Source organism: Pseudomonas glycinae, assembly GCF_001594225.2.
In the GTDB taxonomy this organism is placed as follows: domain Bacteria; phylum Pseudomonadota; class Gammaproteobacteria; order Pseudomonadales; family Pseudomonadaceae; genus Aquipseudomonas; species Aquipseudomonas glycinae.
The window spans coordinates 4,778,195-4,796,540 of sequence record NZ_CP014205.2 but is presented as its reverse complement, the minus strand read 5'-3'; the positions used below and the strand labels follow the sequence as shown (position 1 = coordinate 4,796,540).

The 18,346-nt window shown below is 61.0% G+C and carries 16 protein-coding genes; 9 read left to right on the top strand and 7 right to left on the bottom strand.

Features of this window, described 5'->3' with window-relative positions; genetic code table 11:
* The first annotated feature begins 206 nt into the window (after positions 1–206).
* Both AWU82_RS21920 and AWU82_RS21915 read left to right on the top strand, forming a co-directional pair.
* Positions 207–1,232 carry a histone deacetylase family protein gene (locus tag AWU82_RS21920; protein WP_011336629.1) on the top strand — a complete coding sequence of 342 codons (1,026 nt, stop codon included), beginning with the start codon at positions 207–209 and terminating at the stop codon, positions 1,230–1,232.
* Positions 1,229–2,329 carry a polyamine ABC transporter substrate-binding protein gene (locus AWU82_RS21915; RefSeq protein WP_064379762.1) on the top strand — a complete coding sequence of 367 codons (1,101 nt, stop codon included), beginning with the start codon at positions 1,229–1,231 and terminating at the stop codon, positions 2,327–2,329. Before AWU82_RS21920 ends, AWU82_RS21915 begins: the two co-directional genes overlap by 4 nt.
* Positions 2,330–2,388: 59 nt before the next feature.
* Here the strand turns inward: AWU82_RS21915 and pdxR are convergent, their stop codons facing one another.
* On the bottom strand, positions 2,389–3,942 hold the full coding sequence (gene pdxR / locus AWU82_RS21910) for a MocR-like pyridoxine biosynthesis transcription factor PdxR (protein ID WP_064379761.1): 1,554 nt from the start codon (positions 3,940–3,942) through the stop codon (positions 2,389–2,391).
* A 92-nt stretch (positions 3,943–4,034) separates the two neighbouring features.
* On the opposite strand from pdxR, the gene AWU82_RS21905 reads away from it, so the two are divergent.
* The 3 genes from AWU82_RS21905 to AWU82_RS21895 are packed head-to-tail and all read left to right on the top strand — an operon-like array spanning position 4,035 to position 5,799.
* Positions 4,035–4,658 carry an FMN-binding negative transcriptional regulator gene (locus tag AWU82_RS21905; protein WP_064379759.1) on the top strand — a complete coding sequence of 208 codons (624 nt, stop codon included), beginning with the start codon at positions 4,035–4,037 and terminating at the stop codon, positions 4,656–4,658.
* 10 nt (positions 4,659–4,668) lie between these two features.
* Positions 4,669–5,115: a GNAT family N-acetyltransferase gene (locus AWU82_RS21900; protein ID WP_011336633.1), complete on the top strand. Its 447-nt coding sequence runs from the start codon at positions 4,669–4,671 to the stop codon at positions 5,113–5,115.
* 12 nt (positions 5,116–5,127) lie between these two features.
* Entirely contained in the window at positions 5,128–5,799 is a 672-nt protein-coding gene (locus AWU82_RS21895) for a GNAT family N-acetyltransferase (RefSeq protein WP_064379756.1), read from the top strand.
* 30 nt (positions 5,800–5,829) lie between these two features.
* Here AWU82_RS21895 and AWU82_RS21890 read toward each other — a convergent pair whose 3' ends face one another.
* Positions 5,830–6,108: a helix-turn-helix domain-containing protein gene (locus tag AWU82_RS21890; protein WP_064379753.1), complete on the bottom strand. Its 279-nt coding sequence runs from the start codon at positions 6,106–6,108 to the stop codon at positions 5,830–5,832.
* Positions 6,105–7,457: a HipA domain-containing protein gene (locus tag AWU82_RS21885; protein ID WP_064379751.1), complete on the bottom strand. Its 1,353-nt coding sequence runs from the start codon at positions 7,455–7,457 to the stop codon at positions 6,105–6,107. Before AWU82_RS21885 ends, AWU82_RS21890 begins: the two co-directional genes overlap by 4 nt.
* A 240-nt stretch (positions 7,458–7,697) precedes the next feature.
* Here AWU82_RS21885 and AWU82_RS21880 point away from each other — a divergent pair, with 240 nt between their 5' ends.
* The 3 genes from AWU82_RS21880 to AWU82_RS21870 all read left to right on the top strand — a co-directional run bounded on the left by AWU82_RS21880 (position 7,698) and on the right by AWU82_RS21870 (position 12,758).
* Positions 7,698–10,655 carry an autotransporter outer membrane beta-barrel domain-containing protein gene (locus tag AWU82_RS21880; protein ID WP_064379750.1) on the top strand — a complete coding sequence of 986 codons (2,958 nt, stop codon included), beginning with the start codon at positions 7,698–7,700 and terminating at the stop codon, positions 10,653–10,655.
* A gap of 201 nt (positions 10,656–10,856) precedes the next feature.
* Positions 10,857–12,323, top strand: coding sequence for an autotransporter outer membrane beta-barrel domain-containing protein (locus AWU82_RS21875; protein ID WP_064379748.1), 1,467 nt, complete (start codon positions 10,857–10,859; stop codon positions 12,321–12,323).
* Positions 12,324–12,449: 126 nt separating this feature from the next.
* A complete protein-coding gene (locus tag AWU82_RS21870) occupies positions 12,450–12,758 on the top strand; it encodes a hypothetical protein (protein WP_064379747.1) in 309 nt (102 codons plus the stop codon).
* 60 nt (positions 12,759–12,818) lie between these two features.
* Here the strand turns inward: AWU82_RS21870 and oadA are convergent, their stop codons facing one another.
* Both oadA and AWU82_RS21860 read right to left on the bottom strand, forming a co-directional pair.
* Complete coding sequence (gene oadA, locus AWU82_RS21865; protein ID WP_064379745.1) at positions 12,819–14,627, bottom strand: sodium-extruding oxaloacetate decarboxylase subunit alpha; 1,809 nt, start codon at positions 14,625–14,627, stop codon at positions 12,819–12,821.
* 11 nt (positions 14,628–14,638) lie between these two features.
* On the bottom strand, positions 14,639–16,054 hold the full coding sequence (locus tag AWU82_RS21860; RefSeq protein ID WP_007954255.1) for an acetyl-CoA carboxylase biotin carboxylase subunit: 1,416 nt from the start codon (positions 16,052–16,054) through the stop codon (positions 14,639–14,641).
* A 190-nt stretch (positions 16,055–16,244) separates the two neighbouring features.
* Here AWU82_RS21860 and AWU82_RS21855 point away from each other — a divergent pair, with 190 nt between their 5' ends.
* Positions 16,245–17,207, top strand: a complete 963-nt coding sequence (locus AWU82_RS21855; RefSeq protein WP_064379744.1) for a LysR family transcriptional regulator — start codon at positions 16,245–16,247, stop codon at positions 17,205–17,207.
* On the opposite strand, the gene AWU82_RS21850 is transcribed toward AWU82_RS21855, so the two are convergent.
* Together AWU82_RS21850 and AWU82_RS21845 are read right to left on the bottom strand one after the other, a co-directional pair.
* On the bottom strand, positions 17,149–17,361 hold the full coding sequence (locus AWU82_RS21850) for a PA3496 family putative envelope integrity protein (protein WP_064379743.1): 213 nt from the start codon (positions 17,359–17,361) through the stop codon (positions 17,149–17,151). The two genes, AWU82_RS21855 and AWU82_RS21850, sit on opposite strands and share 59 nt — an antisense overlap.
* Before the next feature lie 108 nt (positions 17,362–17,469).
* Positions 17,470–18,336 carry a transcriptional regulator HexR gene (locus tag AWU82_RS21845; RefSeq protein ID WP_007954250.1) on the bottom strand — a complete coding sequence of 289 codons (867 nt, stop codon included), beginning with the start codon at positions 18,334–18,336 and terminating at the stop codon, positions 17,470–17,472.
* Positions 18,337–18,346 lie beyond the last annotated feature (10 nt).

Genomic DNA, 18,346 nt, shown 5'->3' with positions numbered 1-18,346 from the left:
GCATTGAAGTCGCCTGACACTCCGCTATCGCTGGCAAGCCAGCTCCCACATGTTCTGCGTTCCAAATCAAAGGGCCAGAGGAGGGGCGAATTTCGGTCAGTTCTTTTGGCCATATCGATCCCCTTTTGGCCGCTCCTGACGTTCTCCGATTCGCCCCGCGCCGCAACACTGGAGCCAACCGAATCAGCCCCTGCGGAGAACAACAAATGCTGACGATCTACTCTGACGATCACCACCTGCACCATGGCCGCTGCGAATTGATCGACGGGCAACTCAAGCCTTGCTTCGAAATGCCGTCGCGCGCCGACCACGTGCTGCAACGGGTAAAAAATCAAAACCTCGGCCCGGTCGAGGCACCGAAGGATTTCGGCCTCGGGCCGATCGAGCGCATTCACAGCCGCGACTACCTCGACTTTTTCAAAGGCGCGTGGGCACGCTGGACCGAGTTCAACACCGACGGCGACTTGCTGCCTTACACCTGGCCGGCGCGCACCTTGCGTCAGGTCAAGCCGACCAGCCTGCACGGCCAGCTCGGCTATTACAGCTTCGACGGAGGCGCGCCGATCACCGCCGGCACCTGGCAAGCGGCGTACAGCGCGGCGCAAGTGGCGCTGACCGCACAAGCGGAAATCCAGCGCGGCGCCCGCGGTGCCTTCGCCCTGTGCCGTCCACCGGGACACCACGCTGCCGGTGATTTGATGGGCGGTTATTGCTACCTCAACAACGCCGCCATCGCCGCGCAGGCATTCCTCGATCAGGGCCACAAGAAGGTCGCGATCCTCGACGTCGACTACCACCACGGCAATGGCACCCAATCGATTTTCTACGAGCGCAGCGACGTGCTGTTCACCTCGATCCATGGCCACCCGGAAGCGGAATTCCCGTTCTTCCTCGGCTACGAAGACGAACGCGGGGAAGGCGCCGGGGAAGGCTTCAACTTCAACTATCCGCTGCCAGCCGGTTCCGGCTGGGATATCTGGAGTGCGGCACTGGATCAGGCCTGCCAGGAGATCGACAACTACGGCGCCGACATCATCGTCGTGTCGCTGGGTGTGGACACCTTCAAGGACGATCCGATTTCGCAGTTCAAGCTCGACAGCCCGGACTACCTGGCCATGGGCAAGCGCATCGCGGCCCTCGGCAAACCGACCCTGTTCGTCATGGAAGGTGGCTACGCGGTGGAAGAAATCGGCATCAACGCGGTGAACGTGCTTGAAGGTTTCGAACAATGAGCAGACTCAAGCACTTCATCGCGCCGGCGTTGTGCGCGGCTCTGCTAAGCGGCGCCGCACACGCCGAGGAACGCACCCTGCGGGTCTACAACTGGTTCGACTACATCACCCCCAAGGCACTGGAAGATTTCAAGGCGCAGAACAGCCAGACCAGACTGGTCTACGACATCTTCGACACCAACGAAGCACTGGAGGCCAAGCTGCTGACCGGCAACTCCGGCTACGACGTGGTGGTGCCGTCCAACGTGTTCCTCGCCAAGCAGATCGAGGCCGGGGTGTTCCAGCCGCTGGATCGCAGCCAGTTGCCGAACTGGAACCACCTCGACCCGAAACTGATGAAGCTGATCGAAGCCAACGATCCGGGCAACAAGTTCGCCGTGCCGTACATGTACGGCACCATCCTGATCGGCTTCAACCCGGCCAAGGTCAAGGCCACGCTGGGCGACAACGCGCCGGTGGACAGCTGGGACCTGATCTTCAAGGAAGAGAACATCAGCAAGCTCAAGCAGTGCGGCGTGGCCCTGCTCGATTCGCCGTCGGAGATCCTGCCGCTGGCCCTGCAACACCTCGGCCTGGATCCCAACAGCAAGAACCCGGCGGACTACGCCAAGGCTGAAGCGCTGTTGATGAAGATTCGCCCGTACGTGACCTACTTCCATTCGTCCAAGTACATGGCCGACATCGCCAACGGCGACATCTGCGTCGCGGTCGGTTATTCGGGCAGCTTCTCGCAAGCGGCCAACCGTGCGAAGGAAGCGAAGAATGGCGTGGTGGTGGACATGCGTCTGCCGAAAGAAGGCGCGCCGATCTGGTTCGACATGCTCGCGATCCCGAAAGGCGCGAAGAACCCGCAGGACGCCTACACCTTCATCAACTACCTGCTGCAACCGCAGGTGATCGCGCCGGTCAGCGATTTTGTCGGTTATCCGAACCCGAACAAGGACGCCACCGAACTTGTCGACCCGGCGATTCGCAACAATCCGAATCTGTACCCGACCGATGCGGCGATGAATACGCTGTACACCCTGCAGCCATTGCCGCGCGATGCGGAACGGGCACGCACGCGGGCGTGGACGAAGATCAAATCCGGCACCTGAAACCTGCTCATCCAATCCGGACCCGCCCCGGCGGGTCTTTGGATACCGACGCTGCGTCTTCACTCACCCCAGGCTTGCCGCAAACGGGCCAGGGCCGACTCGATCGCCGGCTCCGGCACCGCCGCAAAACCCAGCACCAGACCGGCGCGCTGATCGAGCGGCGTCGTCGAGTCCGGCAGCCAATATTTGCTCAAGCCATTGACTTCCACCTTTACCCTGGCGGCCTGTTCGATCAATTGCTGTTCACGGGCCACGCTATCGACCGCCACGGTGAGATGCAGTCCGGCCGACACGGCTGGCAGTTCGCCGACACCCGCCAGCCCCTCGGGCCAGCCATTGAGAAGTACATTGCGCCGGCTCAGTGCGGCCCGACGCATCCGCCGGATGTGCCGCTGGAAGTGCCCGGCCGCCATGAATTCGGCCATCACCGCTTGAGTGCTCACTTCGGAATGCCGGACATCCACCGCCCGCCGCTGCGCAAACGCCTCCACCAGTCCCGGCGGCAACACCAGATACCCCAGGCGCAGCGCCGGGAACGCGACTTTGCCGAAGGTGCCGACATACAACACGCGGCCCTGGCGGTCGAGTGCTGCCAGCGGGGCCAAGGGTGCGCCGGTGTAGCGATACTCGCCGTCGTAGTCGTCCTCGACGATCCAGCCGCCGTTGCGCTCGGCCCAGGCCAGCAGTTCCAGACGTCGCGCCAGGCTCATCACCAGCCCGGTCGGGTATTGATGAGACGGTGTGACATACGCCACCCGGCAATCTTCGGCGGCCGCCAGTGCCGCGCAGTCGATGCCCTCTTCGTCCACGGCAATGCCGTGCAATCGACCGCCGGCCAGCGCGAACGCATGACCCGCTGCGCGATAACCGGGATTCTCGATGCCCACGCCGGCGCCCGGTTCCACCAACAACTGTGCACAAAGGCTGATTCCCTGCTGCGCGCCACTGGTGATCACAATTTGCTCAGCCGAACACTGCATGCCGCGTGAGCTGCGCAAATACGCAGCGATCAGACCACGCAGGCGCGCATCGCCCGCCGGGTCGCCGTAACACAGTTGCTGCAAATCGGGTTTGCGCCAGAACGCCGCGTTCAGCTTGGCCCAGACATCGAACGGGAACAGATCAAACGCCGGAACACCGACCCGGAATGCTCGCGGCGGACCGCTCGGTGGCATCGGTAAATGGTTCTGCTCAAGCCGCTGCAATGCACCACTGTGGATAACTTTGCTGGATAAATCCCCAGTGGAATTGGCCGAAATTGTGGATAAGGCTGTGGGTAAGCTTGTTGAAAACCCTGTGGATACTTTTGTGGATAATTTTTTCGCGGGCGCCACCGATTGCGGTAACTGCGCCACATAAGTGCCGTCCCCGACCCGGCCTTCAATGAAGCCCTCCGCATACAGCTGATCGTAGGCACGCACCACGCTGTTGCGGGAAATCCCCAACGCTGCCGCCAGATCGCGACTGGCCGGCAGGCGCGTGCCGCTGGCCAGACGTCCGTCGAGCACCCGCAGGCGCAAGGCCTGATAGAGCTGACGGCTCAGGCCTTTGCGGCGGTCGAGCTCGATACCGGCAGGGTTGAACGGCAGCGACAGCGTGGTCGAATCGGGCATGACAATGGACCTATGAAATTGGTCATCAATGGCTCTTACAACAGACCAATAGCCTGCCTACGATGCAGGCATTCGCCAAGGAAATTTTCTCCATGTACACGCCCCGCGCCTTTGCCATCGACGATCTGTCCCAACTGCACGAACTGATCCTCGCCACCCGCCTCGCCATCCTGGTCACCCACGGCGAACAAGGCTTGCAGGCCAGTCATGTGCCGGTGTTGTTGCATCGCGAACAAGGTCCGAACGGCACGCTGTACGGGCATCTGGCCAAGGCCAATCCGCAGTGGAAAGACCTGCGTGACGGCGCCGAAGCGATACTGATTTTTCCCGGTGCCGATGCCTACGTAAGCCCCGGCTTTTACCCGAGCAAGGCCGAGCACGGCAAAGTCGTGCCGACCTGGAATTACGTCGCCGTACACGCCTACGGTCACGCCGAGACCTTCAGCGATGGCGGTCGGCTGCTGGACATCGTCAGCACCCTCACCGATCGCCATGAAGCGGGCCGCGCCCAGCCCTGGTCGGTTGACGATGCCCCGGCCGATTACATCGACGGCATGCTCAAGGCCATCGTCGGGTTCGCCATTCCGATCGACCGCCTCGAAGGCAAGCGCAAGCTCAGCCAGAACCGCAGCGCCGAAGACATCGCCGGCGTGCGCGAAGGCCTGGCCGCCAGCCCCGACATCAACGATCAAACCCTCGCTCACTTGATGCGTTAAGGAAATCACCATGAGTCAGATCGACATCCGCCCGGTCAGCGCCGCCGATCACGCCGCTTGGCTGCCGCTGTGGCAGGCCTACCTGCGCTTCTACAACACCGAGTTGCCGGACGCCGTCAGCCAAAGCACCTGGCAGCGCTTTCTCGACCCGAACGAACCGACTCACGCCGCCCTCGCCTGGGCCGACGGCAAAGCGGTGGGCATGGTGCATTTCATCTACCATCGTTCGAACTGGAGCATCGAAAACTCCTGCTACCTGCAAGACCTGCTGGTGGAGCCGCAAACCCGTGGCACCGGCGTGGGTCGCCTGCTGATCGAACACGTTTACGCCACGGCCAAGGCGGACGGTTGCTGCAAGGTGCACTGGCTGACCCACGAAACCAATGCCACGGCGATCCAGCTCTACGAGCGCATCGCCGAACGCCCGGGTTTCATCCAGTTTCGCAAAGCCATTTAAGGAGCCCTGCCCATGACGACTTCACTTGCCGACTGGAAAGGCGTACCGCCGCCCTCCACCACCCTGATCGAAGGCCGCTTCATCCGCCTGGAAAAACTCGACCCGGCACGCCACGGTGACGACCTGTTCAACGCTCTGCAAGGCCCCGGCGCCGATCCGAAACTCTGGGATTACTTGCCCTACGGCCCGTTTCCGGAGCGCAGCGCTTTCAATGACTGGCTGAACAACCACGCCGCCCACAGCGATCCGTATTTCTTCAGCGTCATCGACCGCGCCAGCGGCCAGGTGCAAGGCCTCCTCAGCCTGATGTCGATCGTCCCGGCCCAGGGCCGCATCGAAATCGGCCACGTCACCTTCGGCGCCCCGATGCAGCGCTCGCCGAAAAGCACCGAGGCGGTCTACCTGCTGGCCAAAGAATCCTTCGCCCTCGGCTACCGCCGCCTGGAATGGAAATGCAACAACGGCAACGCCCGCTCCAAATACGCGGCCGAGCGTCTGGGCTTCAGCTTCGAAGGCGTGTTCCGCCAGCACATGGTGGTCAAGGGCCAGAACCGCGATACCGCGTGGTATTCGATTCTGGACTCGGAATGGCCGGCGATTGCAGCGGGATTCGAGCGCTGGTTGAGCGATGAGAATCAGACGGCGGATGGGCAGGTGAAGGGGTTGGTTGAGTGCCGCGGTTGAAACTTGATCGACACTAAACAGGTTGCGGGTTCAGCTGTTGTTTCGCCGAACCCGTACCACGCCCATTTTCAGCCCGAACGGGCGGAACACGGCATTCAGGGATTTCAGTGTCTGATTACCTTCGCCGTGTTCGATGTGCACCAGCGTGCGTACCGAAATCTTGCACATCTTCGCGAACTGGGTCTGATGCAACCCGGTCACCTCCACGCGTAAACGGCGAACTGCTTCACCGATTTCTACGGTTCCTTCAGCCAGCGCTTCTTGAATGCTTTCGATGAGCACGGTGCGCTCGGCGACGGTCATGCTCATTTCAGATCCCACTCTTTCAATCGTTGCTCCAGGTTTTTCAGGTGGACGCCCGGATGATTCATTGTGCGGTCAGGCAAACCGCTGGCGCTCAAAATATCCGGCAACTCGGCCAGGCACTGCGCATCTTCACGCAGACGCTCGAAAGACTCCGGCGCGTCGGACAACCCTGCCAATGGGTCATCCGGATCGGAAATATCCGCCAATGCGCGACAAACCCCTCGCCAATCGACATCTCCCGCCCTCTCCAGCTCTTTTGGCCATTTGGTCGTGCGGGTCACACCTTCGTCATCCATGACCATGGGGGCCAGATCATAAATGGGGGCCAGACGATACGAGCCCTCGTCACGAATGATTGCGGTATTGCGACCGTGGTTATCCGAGTTACCAAGAATTTTGTTGATCAGGTCCCGACGTAAATAGTCCGCCACCAGTGCCGGAATCTGATTCGCTTGCCCCGCATTGCGCCAGAGTTCGGCGAGCATGCGAATGACATCCATATGGCTCATCGCGCTTCCCGGCGTCGTCACTTCGGCCAGCGAATAAATCGACTCCACGGCAAAACGCTCGACCCCACGGCTCGTCACCTGGCGATCAAAACGCTGCATCCACAAGCTGGGCTTGTTCGCTTCCTCTAACGCCAGACCTTCTGCTGCGACGGTTTCGATACCCAGTGCCTGAAGCGCCTGGTAGTAGTGGAATTCGCTGCGCAGGATGTCTTGATCGGTTTGACTTCCCTTATTCCGGGCGAATTTCACAAACCAGTGCTGACGGACGTTTTCATCATCCAGCACGGCATCGGGGTACAAAAGACCGGCGTGATCCTCCGCCAGAAGAATCTTGGGAGCCTCACCTCCGGCCCCTGTCGCCCCACCAATCGCAGCTCCCATTTCATAGGCATATTCAAGGAAGCGGTGGTCACGGCTGACGACCTCCTGACGCTGAAAACCGATGGGCTTGCGCTCATCGACAGCCTCAGCCGATTCTTTTATCCGCATGTTGCCGATCGGAGCCGGAGTGCAGCGACCAAGCAGATAAAGATCGGCACTGATGCCTGCAGGTTTCTCCTGCCCCAAACGTGCAAGAAGAAACCTTTTAGCGGCGCCTGCCGGTGCGATGTCATGCACGAATGCAGGCGTGATGGATCGCCGCCCTTCCCAATCAAGGGGAAACAGCGCACTCACGGCCTTGGAAAAAGGGGAGCCAATGGCCTCAATGTTTTCGACCAGATACGCCGACTCGTAGCCAAAACTGCAGCGGCTTTCGAAGCCTTTTTCGGGCGAGTCAAAACTCAACACCATCGCGTCGTGCCATTTACCGGCGTCGAATATCTGCAATGTCAGGTTGTGCATGCGGCTCTCATCTGCAGTTAAATGCATTGCTGCGGTCGTTTGGTGAACTACAAGTGCAATATAGTGCATTTCAGAAGATCAAGAGACTGGTTTATCTGCATTAAAGTGCAGATCAAGAGTTTAAACCTCGAAATAAACGCAAAATAATGCAGATGCTGCTGAGTCCGCCACGGACATCATTCTGTAAAAACCCTCCGCTATACAGGACGCCCCGCTTATAACAAAAAGGACGTTCTGCCCATGCCCTTCCCGCCCCAGCGCCTGTCGCTTGCCATTGCCCTGCTGATCGCCACCAGCGCCGCCCACGGCAAGACCGTGCAGATCGACACCGCCACCACTGCAGCGCAGACACTGGGTGGCAGCGACACGCTGACGATTTCCGCACCGGGCAGCATTACCAACAGCGGCAAGGCCGTGAGCCTCAAGGATGGTACCAGTGGGATCGGCGTGATCATCGACAACGCCGGCAAGATCATTTCCAGCGGCGGCCGGGCCATCGACAGCAGCGGCGACCTGACCCAGGCGCGCAACTACACCCTCTATAACCGCAGCGGCGGGCAGATTCTCGGTTCCAACGACGCGATTCGCATCGACAGCAACTTCGTCAGCGGCAGCCTGTTGATCGACAACAGCGGCACCATTCGCTCGACCACCGGCCAAGGGCTGGATCTGGATGCGTTGCGCAGTGACGGGGTGAAAACCACGATCATCAACCGCGCGGGCGGGCTGATTCGTGGCGACGCCAGCGACGGCATGAAAACCGGCGCCAACGCGACCATCAGCAACTACGGCGAAATTTCCACTGGCGACTCGCACAACGCCGATCAGAAGTTCGACGGCATCGATATCGACACCGCGACCGGCGTCAGCGTGACCAACTACGGCGTGATTTCCGGCGGCCGGCATGGCATCACCACCGACCTCGGAGCGACGCTGGTCAACTACGGGCAAATCACCGGGCGCAACGGCTCCGGTTTCGGTTCCGACGGCGACGGCACGGTGATCAACCACGGCACCATCACCGGAGCATATTCCGGGTTGCAAGCCAATGGCGACGGCGATGGCGTGGACATCGACAAGATCGCCCACATCGAAAACTACGGCACCATTCAGGGCGTCGGCGCCGGTGGTGTGGACAAGGGCGGTTTTGCCAATGGCAGTGAAGGCATTGCGCTGGGCGGCGGTTACATTCTTAACGCCAGGGATGCGCTGATCAGCGGCGCCAACAGCGCCATTCTGGTGGATGACGGCAGCGGTGGTTCGGGACTGGCAGCCACCTCGCTGGAAAACTACGGCACGATCCAGGGCCTCGACGGTTTCGGCGTGAAGTTCGTCGGTGAATTCGCCGACAGCGTGATTAACGGCGGCACGATCAGCGGCAGCAACGGTCTGGCGCTGGACCTGGGTGGCGGCAATGACAGCCTGACCCTACGCAGCGGCAGCCGCTTCGTAGGTACGGTCGATGGCGGCAGCGGTTATGACAGCGTAGTGATGGACGATGCGGCGGGCGGCAGCTTCGGTGCCAGCCGCAACTTTGAATGGCTGGAAGTCAAACAAGGTGCCTGGACACTGACCGGCAGCGGCGACTTCAGCGACGGCGGTGCCGTGCGCAACGGCGCCACGTTGGTCAACCAGGGTGGCATCGCCGGCAATCTGACCGTGGACGCCGGTGGTGTGTATGCCGGCGGCGGGTCGGTAGGCAGCCTCAACGTCAACGGCACGTTGCGCACCGACACCCGCCTCGGCACCGCGAGCATCGTGCACGACTTGAACATGAGTAGCGCCTCCACCCTCGTCTACGGTGTCAACGCCGATGGCAGCAGCGCGCCGACCAAGGTCGGCGGCACGGCCAACCTCAATGGCGCAACGCTGGCGGTCAATCCCGGCAGCGGCACCTATCCGTGGCAGAGCCATTACACGGTGCTGCAGGCTGCGCGGGTCAACGGCACATTCGGTGCAGTCACCAGCGACTACGCCTTCCTCACGCCGACCCTCGCTTACACGCCAACGCAGGTCGACCTGACTTACACCCGCAATGACGTGGCCTTCAACGAATTCGCCGCCACCGGCAACGGCAGCAACGCCGCCAACAGCCTGGCCTCGATCGGCAAGAACAATGCGCTGTACAACGCGTTGCTCAACACCACTCAAAGCAGTGCAGGCGCGGCCATCGAGCAACTGGCCGGTGCCAGCAACGCCAACCTGACCAGCGCCACCCTCGGCGCCAGCAGCCAGGTCGGCAGCAGCATGCTCTCGGCGATGCAGCAAATCGGTGGCAGCCCAGGCTTGATGGTCGGCCTCGATCAGCGTGATACGCCGATCCTCGCGGCCAACGGCGTACCGTCCGAAGCGCGAAACCTGAATGACCCGAACGCCCGTGGCCGGCTCTGGCTGCAGGCCATCGGCGGCTACGGCAAGCTGGATGGCGAACACGGCAGCAGCGGCCTGGAACAACGCACCAAGGGCAGTGTGCTCGGCGCCGACTGGGCACTGAATCCGCAATGGCGTCTGGGCGTGCTCGGTGGCTATTCGAAGACCGATCTGGATGCCAGCGGCGTCGACGGCAATGTCGAGAGCTGGCACGCCGGCGTTTATGCGCTGCATCAAAACGGTCCGATCGCCTTGCGCCTGGGCGCGGCTTACAGCGGTCATCAGGGCGAAAGCAAGCGCACCATCGCATTCAATGGTTTCAGCGATCGCCCCAAAGGCGATTACGACGCCGACAGCCAGCAAGCCTTCGCCGAACTCGGCTACGCCATGGGCAGCGGCCGAATGAGCGCCGAACCGTTCGCCAGCCTCGGCTACCAGCGCTATCACCGCGAGCGCTATCAGGAAAAGGGCGGTGCGGCGGCGTTACAAGTCGACAGCCAGACTCAGGACAACTTCAGCAGCACCTTCGGCCTGCGCCTGGCGCACCTCGGCTCGCTGGACAATGGCATGAGCTTCACCCCGCGAATGGCCGCCGGCTGGAAGCACACCTACGGCGATGTCAGCAGCTCGACCCGTCAGGCGTTTGTGGTCGGCGGCACGGCGTTCAGTGTCGATGGCAGCTCGCTGGATCGTGACAGTCTGGTGCTCGAAGCAGGGCTGGATCTTGGTATTTCCGCGCGGCAGACGCTGGGGCTGGGATACAGCGGCGAGATTGGCAGCAACAGTCGAAATCACGGGTTGATCGGGCAGTGGCAGATGAGTTTCTGAGATTTCGCCAATCCGGATTTCAGCGGGCGTTGTAGGTAAAGGCGTCTGGTCGATCGGGTAATCATGGCGGGTTCATTACCCGCCAGCGACCGGGCTACAAAAGCAGACGTCATCGCCTGCATCCGACTCGGAATTGCCCGGCATCGATGGACCGGCATCGACTTTTACAGTTTGGCCTCAACCTTCATGAGGCCAAACTGAATGCCCATTCAATGCAAATACAAGCTCCAACATCTTGTCCTGGCGGTTGCTCTGACAGTCGGTTTCGTGGAATTTTCTCTGGCAGAGCAGTCGGAGCCCGACGCGCCCGTCGTGGACGAAGTGAAACCCAAACCTGCGCGCAAGAAGAAAGAAAAACCTGCTCCGCCCAGTCTCGCTCCAAAGCCACTGCTTGCAGAAAGTATCGCTCCGACGCCAGAAACATTTCCGGTCAGCACTGAGATTCCAGCGGCACCCCTTCCTGCACCCGATGACATTCCATCCGGGAAAGTCGCCACGACGCAAAGCGGCAGCGCACTCAAAGAAAGCCTGGAAAAACCAGCGCCCTTACCGGAATCGGTTCTGGCCGAAACGTCCGCAGCTCAACAAACCCAAGTGGTAGACCAGCCGCCGTCAACGGATTCCCCTTCACCAGCAGGCAACTCAGCCATTGCGGCTCTGCTCGCTGCCGACGAAACCACCGCAGCACTCGCCCTCAATCAACTGTCCGGCGGCAGCAACGCCAACCTCGCCAAGGCCACCTTGAGCAGCGTCACACCGGTCAGCGCCAGCCTGCTGTCGGCCATGCTTCAGCTCGACGACCCGCATGACAACCAGCCAAGCGCACCCCGCCACGCGGCCGGAAACGCCGAGAGCGGCAGGATCTGGCTGCAAGCCCTCGGTCATAGCGGCAAACTGGATCGCGATGTGGAGCCCATGCAGCATTCCACCAAAGGACTGCTGCTCGGTGCGGACTGGCGCCTCAACGAAGAATGGAGACTGGGCTTGATGGGCGGCACCTCCGACACGCGTATTGATAGCGAGGAACTGGACGGCGATCTCGACAGTTGGCACCTCGGCGCCTACGCCATGCGCCAGACCGGCCCGCTGTCACTTCGGCTCGGCGCAGCCTGGAGCAACCATGAAGGCAGTACCCGCCGCGAAGTCGCGTTCGGCCGCTTCCATGACCGACTAAAAGGCAACTACCAGGCCAGCACCCAGCAAGCGTTCATCGAGTCGGGATACAACCTGGGGCGGGCCAACGTCAGCATCGAACCCTTTGTCGGTATCGGCTATCAACGCTATCAGCGTGACGGCTACACCGAGAAAGGCGGGGCGGCGGCGCTCAGGGTGGATGATCAATCCCAAGGCAACTTCAACACTACCGTCGGTCTGCGCATGGCGAACGTCAGCACACTGGATAACGGTATGCGCCTCACGCCACGATTCAGCGCGGGATGGAAACACCTTTACGGCGAGACCTACACCAGCACCCGACAACGTCTGGTCACCGGCGGCCATGGCTACACCGTTTACGGCGCAGAGCTGGATCGCAATAGCCTGACGCTGGACACCGGGCTTGATCTGGCAGTCTCGTCCAGCCACACATTCGGCGTTGGCTTGTCGGGCGAGATCGGTACCGACAGCCGAAACCACGGCATCTCAGGCAGGTGGCAAATGACGTTCTGATACAACTTGGCGATGGCACCTGTCAGATCTGACAGTAGACCGGATGTCAGGGGCAGACTTAGCCTGAGTGAGTGGAATCCGCTGCTGAAGGTGCAGATTCCGCTCCACTCACAAGGAGTTCAGACGATGAAACCTTCCGACGCCACTGATGCAAACCCCACGCTTCCTGGGGAAGTAACACCTGGGCAAGCTCTGGTTCTGAAAAATGAAAATACGCACTCGCTGACGGGGATTTTTCGCGTTCTTTTCAAAAATGGAGAGGTCGAGAATTCGGTTTCGGTCTGTAGATTCGAGCCAGATACAATGTTCTTTAGCGTTCCTAAAGTCATGGCAAAGGGAGCCTACGAAGTCATAGGCAAGTATGCCAGCACGACTTCCCCTCTGCCGGAAGAACGCGTTTTGGGAACAGTGCAAGTCCGCACTTCAGATACCTGAATAAAAAAAGGGGAGCACATGCTCCCCCGAGGTTTAAAGCGTTGTATCGATGCTGTTATCTCAGCCTTCGATCTCGATCAGGATTTCGCCCGGGTTGACCCGGTCGCCCTTGGCAACGTGGATGGCGGTGACCTTGCCGGCAATCGCCGCCTGGACTTCGGTCTCCATCTTCATCGCTTCGGTGATCAGCACAGCCTGGCCGGCCTTGACGGTGTCGCCTTCCTTGACCAGTACATCGACGATGTTGCCCGGCATGGTGGTGCTGACGTGCCCCGGAGCCGAAGCCTGCTTGCGCTTACTGCTGCCGCCGCCGACGAATTCGTTGAGCGGTTCGAACACCACTTCTTCCGGCATGCCGTCGATGGACAGGTAGAAGTGACGCTTGCCTTCAGCCTTGACGCCGACACCGGTGATGTCCACACGGTAGGTCTCGCCGTGAACGTCGATGACGAACTCGGTCGGTACGCCTTCGCCGCCGGCCGAAGCCACCTTGCCCGCTTCCGGGATCGGCAGCAGCACTTCCGGGGTGAGAGTGCCGGCGGCACGCTCTTCGAGGAACTTGCGGCCGATGTCCGGGAACATCGCGAAGGTCAGCACGTCTTCTTCGGACTTGGCCAGTGCGCCGATATCGGCACGCAGCTTGGTCATTTCCGGCTTGAGCAGATCGGCCGGGCGTACGTCGATCACCTCTTCGCTGCCAATGGCCTGACGACGCAGCTTCTCGTTCACGGTGCCCGGCGCCTTGCCGTAGCCGCCTTGCAGGTAAAGCTTCACTTCGTTGGTGATGGTCTTGTAGCGCTCGCCGGCCAACACGTTGAAGAACGCCTGGGTGCCGACGATCTGCGAAGTCGGGGTCACCAGCGGCGGGAAGCCGAGGTCTTCACGTACGCGCGGGATCTCCGCCAGCACTTCGCCCATGCGGTTGAGAGCGCCCTGCTCTTTCAACTGGTTGGCCAGGTTGGAAATCATCCCGCCAGGCACCTGGTTGACTTGAACACGGGTATCGACGGCGGTGAATTCGCTTTCGAACTGGTGGTACTTCTTGCGCACGGCGTAGAAGTACAGGCCGATTTCCTGCAGCAGCTCCAGGTTCAGACCGGTATCGAACTCGGTGCCTTTGAGCGCAGCAACCATCGATTCGGTGCCAGGGTGACTGGTGCCCGAAGCGAAGCTGGAGATCGCGGTGTCGATGTGGTCGGCACCGTTTTCAATGGCCTTGAGCTGGCACATGGTTGCCAGGCCGGCGGTGTCGTGGGAGTGGATAAACACTGGCAGCGACTGCTCGGCTTTCAGTGCACGTACCAGTTCACCGGTCGCGTATGGGGTCAGCAGACCGGCCATGTCCTTGATCGCCACCGAGTCGCAACCCATGGCTTCCATTTGCTTGGCCTGGGCGACGAACGCGTCAATGGTGTGCACCGGGCTGGTGGTGTAGGCGATGGTGCCTTGGGCATGTTTACCGGCAGCCTTCACCGCTTCGATCGCCACGCGCAGGTTACGCACATCGTTCATCGCGTCGAAGATGCGGAACACGTCGATGCCGTTGACCGCGGCCTTGGCGACGAACGCCTTGACCACGTCATCGCTGTAGTGGCGGTAGCCCAGCAGGTTCTGCCCGCGCAGGAGCATTTGCAGACGGGTGTTGGGCAGCGCGGCGCGCAGCTGGCGCAGGCGCTCCCACGGGTCTTCTTTCAGGAAACGTACGCAGGCGTCGAAGGTTGCGCCGCCCCAGCATTCCAGTGACCAGTAGCCGACTTTGTCGAGCTTGTCGCAGATCGGCAGCATGTCTTCGGTGCGCATGCGGGTGGCGAGCAGCGATTGGTGAGCGTCGCGCAGGATGGTATCGGTGACAAAGATCTTCTTGCTCATTCTTGTATTCCTCACAGGCCTGCGTGGGCGGCGATGGCGGCGGCGATGGCCAGGGCCAGCTCTTCGGGTTTGCGCTTGATCGAGTAGTTGGTCAGTTCGGGGTGGCTTTCGACGAAGCTGGTATTGAACTGGCCGCTACGGAATTCCGGGTTGCGCAGGATTTCCTGGTAGTACGCGGCGGTGGTCTTCACGCCTTGCAGACGCATGTCGTCGAGCGCGCGCAGACCACGGTCCATGGCCTCTTCCCAGGTCAGCGCCCAGACCACCAGTTTCAGGCACATCGAGTCGTAGAACGGTGGAATGGTGTAGCCGGTGTAGATCGCCGTGTCGGTACGCACGCCAGGTCCGCCGGGGGCGTAGTAACGGGTGATCTTGCCGAAGCTCGGCAGGAAGTTGTTCTTCGGGTCTTCGGCGTTGATCCGGAATTGCAGGGCAAAACCGCGATGCTGAATGTCTTCCTGCTTCACCGACAGCGGCAGGCCGGAGGCGATGCGGATCTGTTCGCGGACGATGTCGATCCCGGTGATTTCTTCGGTGATGGTGTGTTCCACCTGCACCCGGGTGTTCATCTCCATGAAGTACACCTCGCCCTCGGCGAGCAAAAACTCCACGGTGCCGGCGTTCTCGTAGCCCACGGCCTTGGCCGCACGCACCGACAGGTCGCCGATGTAGGCGCGCTGTTCCGGGGTCAGTTGCGGGCTCGGGGCGATTTCGATCAGCTTCTGGTTGCGGCGCTGGATCGAGCAGTCACGTTCGAACAGATGCACGACGTTGCCGAAGCTGTCGCCGAGTATCTGCGCTTCGATGTGCTTGGGATTGACGATGCATTTTTCCAGGAACACTTCCGCCGAACCGAAGGCCTTGGTGGCTTCGGAAATGACGCGAGGGAAGTTCTGTTCGAGTTCTTCGCGGCTGTTGCAGCGACGGATACCGCGACCGCCACCACCGGAAGTGGCCTTGAGCATCACCGGGTAACCGATGCGGTCGCCCTCGCTCAATGCTTCCTCGATGCCCGAGACGTTGCCTTCGGTGCCCGGCGTGACCGGCACACCGGCCTTGATCATGCTGCGGCGCGCTTCGGTCTTGTCGCCCATGCGGCGGATGACTTCCGCCGACGGGCCGATGAATTTGATCCCGCGTTCGGCGCAGATGTCTGCCAGCTCGGCGTTTTCCGAGAGGAAACCGTAGCCGGGGTGCAGCGCATCGCAGCCGGTTTCCACGGCCAGGTTCACCAGCTTGCGCGGGTTCAGGTAACCGGCCAGCGGCTCGGCACCAATGCTGTGGGCCTCGTCCGCACGTTTGACATGCAAGGCATGCCGGTCGGCGTCGGAATAGATCGCGACCGAGCGGATGCCCATCTCGGCGCAGGCACGCACGATTCGTACGGCAATCTCACCACGGTTGGCGATCAGGATCTTTGTTATCACTTGGAGGTTCCCTTGAGCCGGTGGCACCACGACCTGCTAGACCCAGGTCGGCACGTGACCAAATGTTTCAATCTGGTCTCGGCTCCACACTAGCGCTGCCAAGGGATTAACAAAAATGAATAAAAATTGGGTCAGACATAAGTAAAGACTTATAGTCAGCGCATCAGCCAATGGCCAGAGTCGGTAGAAAATGCGTAAGTCCTTGATGCGTATGACATTGCGTCAATTGCAGATCTTCAACGAAGTGTGTGATTTGCGCTCCTACAGCCGCGCAGCCGACGAAATGTCGCTCACACAACCGGCCGTCAGCCTACAGATTCGTCAGCTAGAAGAGCTGATCGGCCAGCCATTATTCGATTACGTCGGCAAAAAACTCTACATGACCGAAGCGGCCGAAGCACTTCAGCGCGCCAGCCGGGACATTTTCGGCCGCCTGGAAAACCTCGACATGCAGCTCTCGGACATGCAGGGCTCGCTGCAGGGCCAATTGAAGCTGGCGGTGGAATCCAGCGCCAAATACTTCGTGCCGCACCTGTTCGCGGCATTCAAGCGCCAGCATCCCGAAGTAAACCTGCAACTGACGGTGGTCAACCGTGGCCAGGTCATCCGCCGGCTCTCCGACAACCGCGATGATCTGGTGATCATGTCGATGGTGCCGCAGGACATGGGCCTGGAATTCCTGCCGTTCCTCAACAATCCGATCGTCGCCGTGGCGCGTCCGGATCATCCGTTGGCACACATGGGCCCGCTGCGCTTGCAGGATCTCGAACCGTATACCTTGCTGATCCGCGAACCCGGCTCGGGCACGCGACTGGCCTGCGAGGAGTATTTCAAAGAGAAGCGCGTGCACTTCACCCAGACCCAGGAAGTGGCGTCAGCCGAAGCCCAGCGTGAATGCGTGGTGGCGGGTCTGGGCCTGGCGCTGTTGACGCGCCACGCCCTGAACCTGGAGCTGGCGACCGGCGGCCTGGTCGAGCTGCCGGTCGAAGAGTTACCGCTGTTTCGCAGCTGGTGCCTGGTGCAAGCCAAAGCCAAACGGCTGTCACCGGTGGCGCACGCCTTCCTGGCGTTTATCCGCAGCGAACGGGTGCAGATCAGCGCGCTGGTTGAGCGCTTCGACGGGAAGCTGCCGGCGCGGCCTGCCAGTAGTTGAGTTCAATGTCCTCGGGAAAATCGCTGATCGCGCTCTGAAGCTGGCGAAGTTCGAAGCGATCTTCGATGGCGCGGCGAAATTCCATGCGGCGCTGGTCTTCCTGCTGACGACGGGTTTTCGCGGCGCTGTTACGTTCTTCGTAGGGCTGAGCCATTTCGAGTCTCCCAAGGCGAGTACGGGAGTTTCACGATAGGCCCGGGGGATGACGATTTGGCTGCGTCGGGGTTACAGGCAGATGAAGATTACCGTCACCCCAAGACAATCAGTCGTCCAGCGCTTTCACCGATTTTGGCGACAGCCGCAAGCTGCGCAGGCTGCGCTTGACGCTCTTGAGGTGGTTGACCAGGCTCGGCCCGCGCGCCATGGCCACGCCCATCGCCAGCACGTCGATCACCACCAGGTGGGCGATGCGTGAGGTCAGCGGCGTATAGATTTCGGTGTCTTCGTGAACATCGATCGCCAGGTTGACGGTCGACAGCTCAGCCAGCGGCGTCTGGCTCGGGCACAAGGTAATCAGCGACGCACCGCTCTCGCGAACGAGGTTGGCGGTGATCAGCAAATCTTTGGAACGGCCGGACTGGGAAATGCAGATCGCCACATCGGTCGGCTTCAGCGTTACCGCCGACATTGCCTGCATGTGCGGGTCGGAATACGCCGCGGCGGTCAGCAGCAGACGGAAGAACTTGTGCTGCGCATCCGCCGCCACCGCACCCGACGCACCAAAACCGTAGAACTCGACACGCTGGGCCTGGGACATCAGCGTCACCGCCCGCTGCAGCTCCAGAGGATCGAGCTTTTCGCGAACCTCCATCAGCGTGTGCAACGTGGTGTCGAAGATTTTCAGGCTGTAATCGGCGACGGAATCGTCCTCATGAATCGCGAACTGACCGAAGCTGGCGCCGGCCGCGAGGCTTTGCGCGAGCTTGAGTTTCAGATCCTGAAAACCGGAGCAGCCGATGGCGCGACAGAAGCGCACGATGGTCGGCTCGCTGATGCCGACGCTGTGGGCCAGGTCGGCCATGGAACTGTGCATCACTGCCGCAGGGTCAAGCAGCACGTGGTCGGCGACCTTGAGCTCCGACTTGCGTAACAGGTGACGTGACTGGGCGATGTGTTGCAGCAGATTCAAGGGGCTGGAC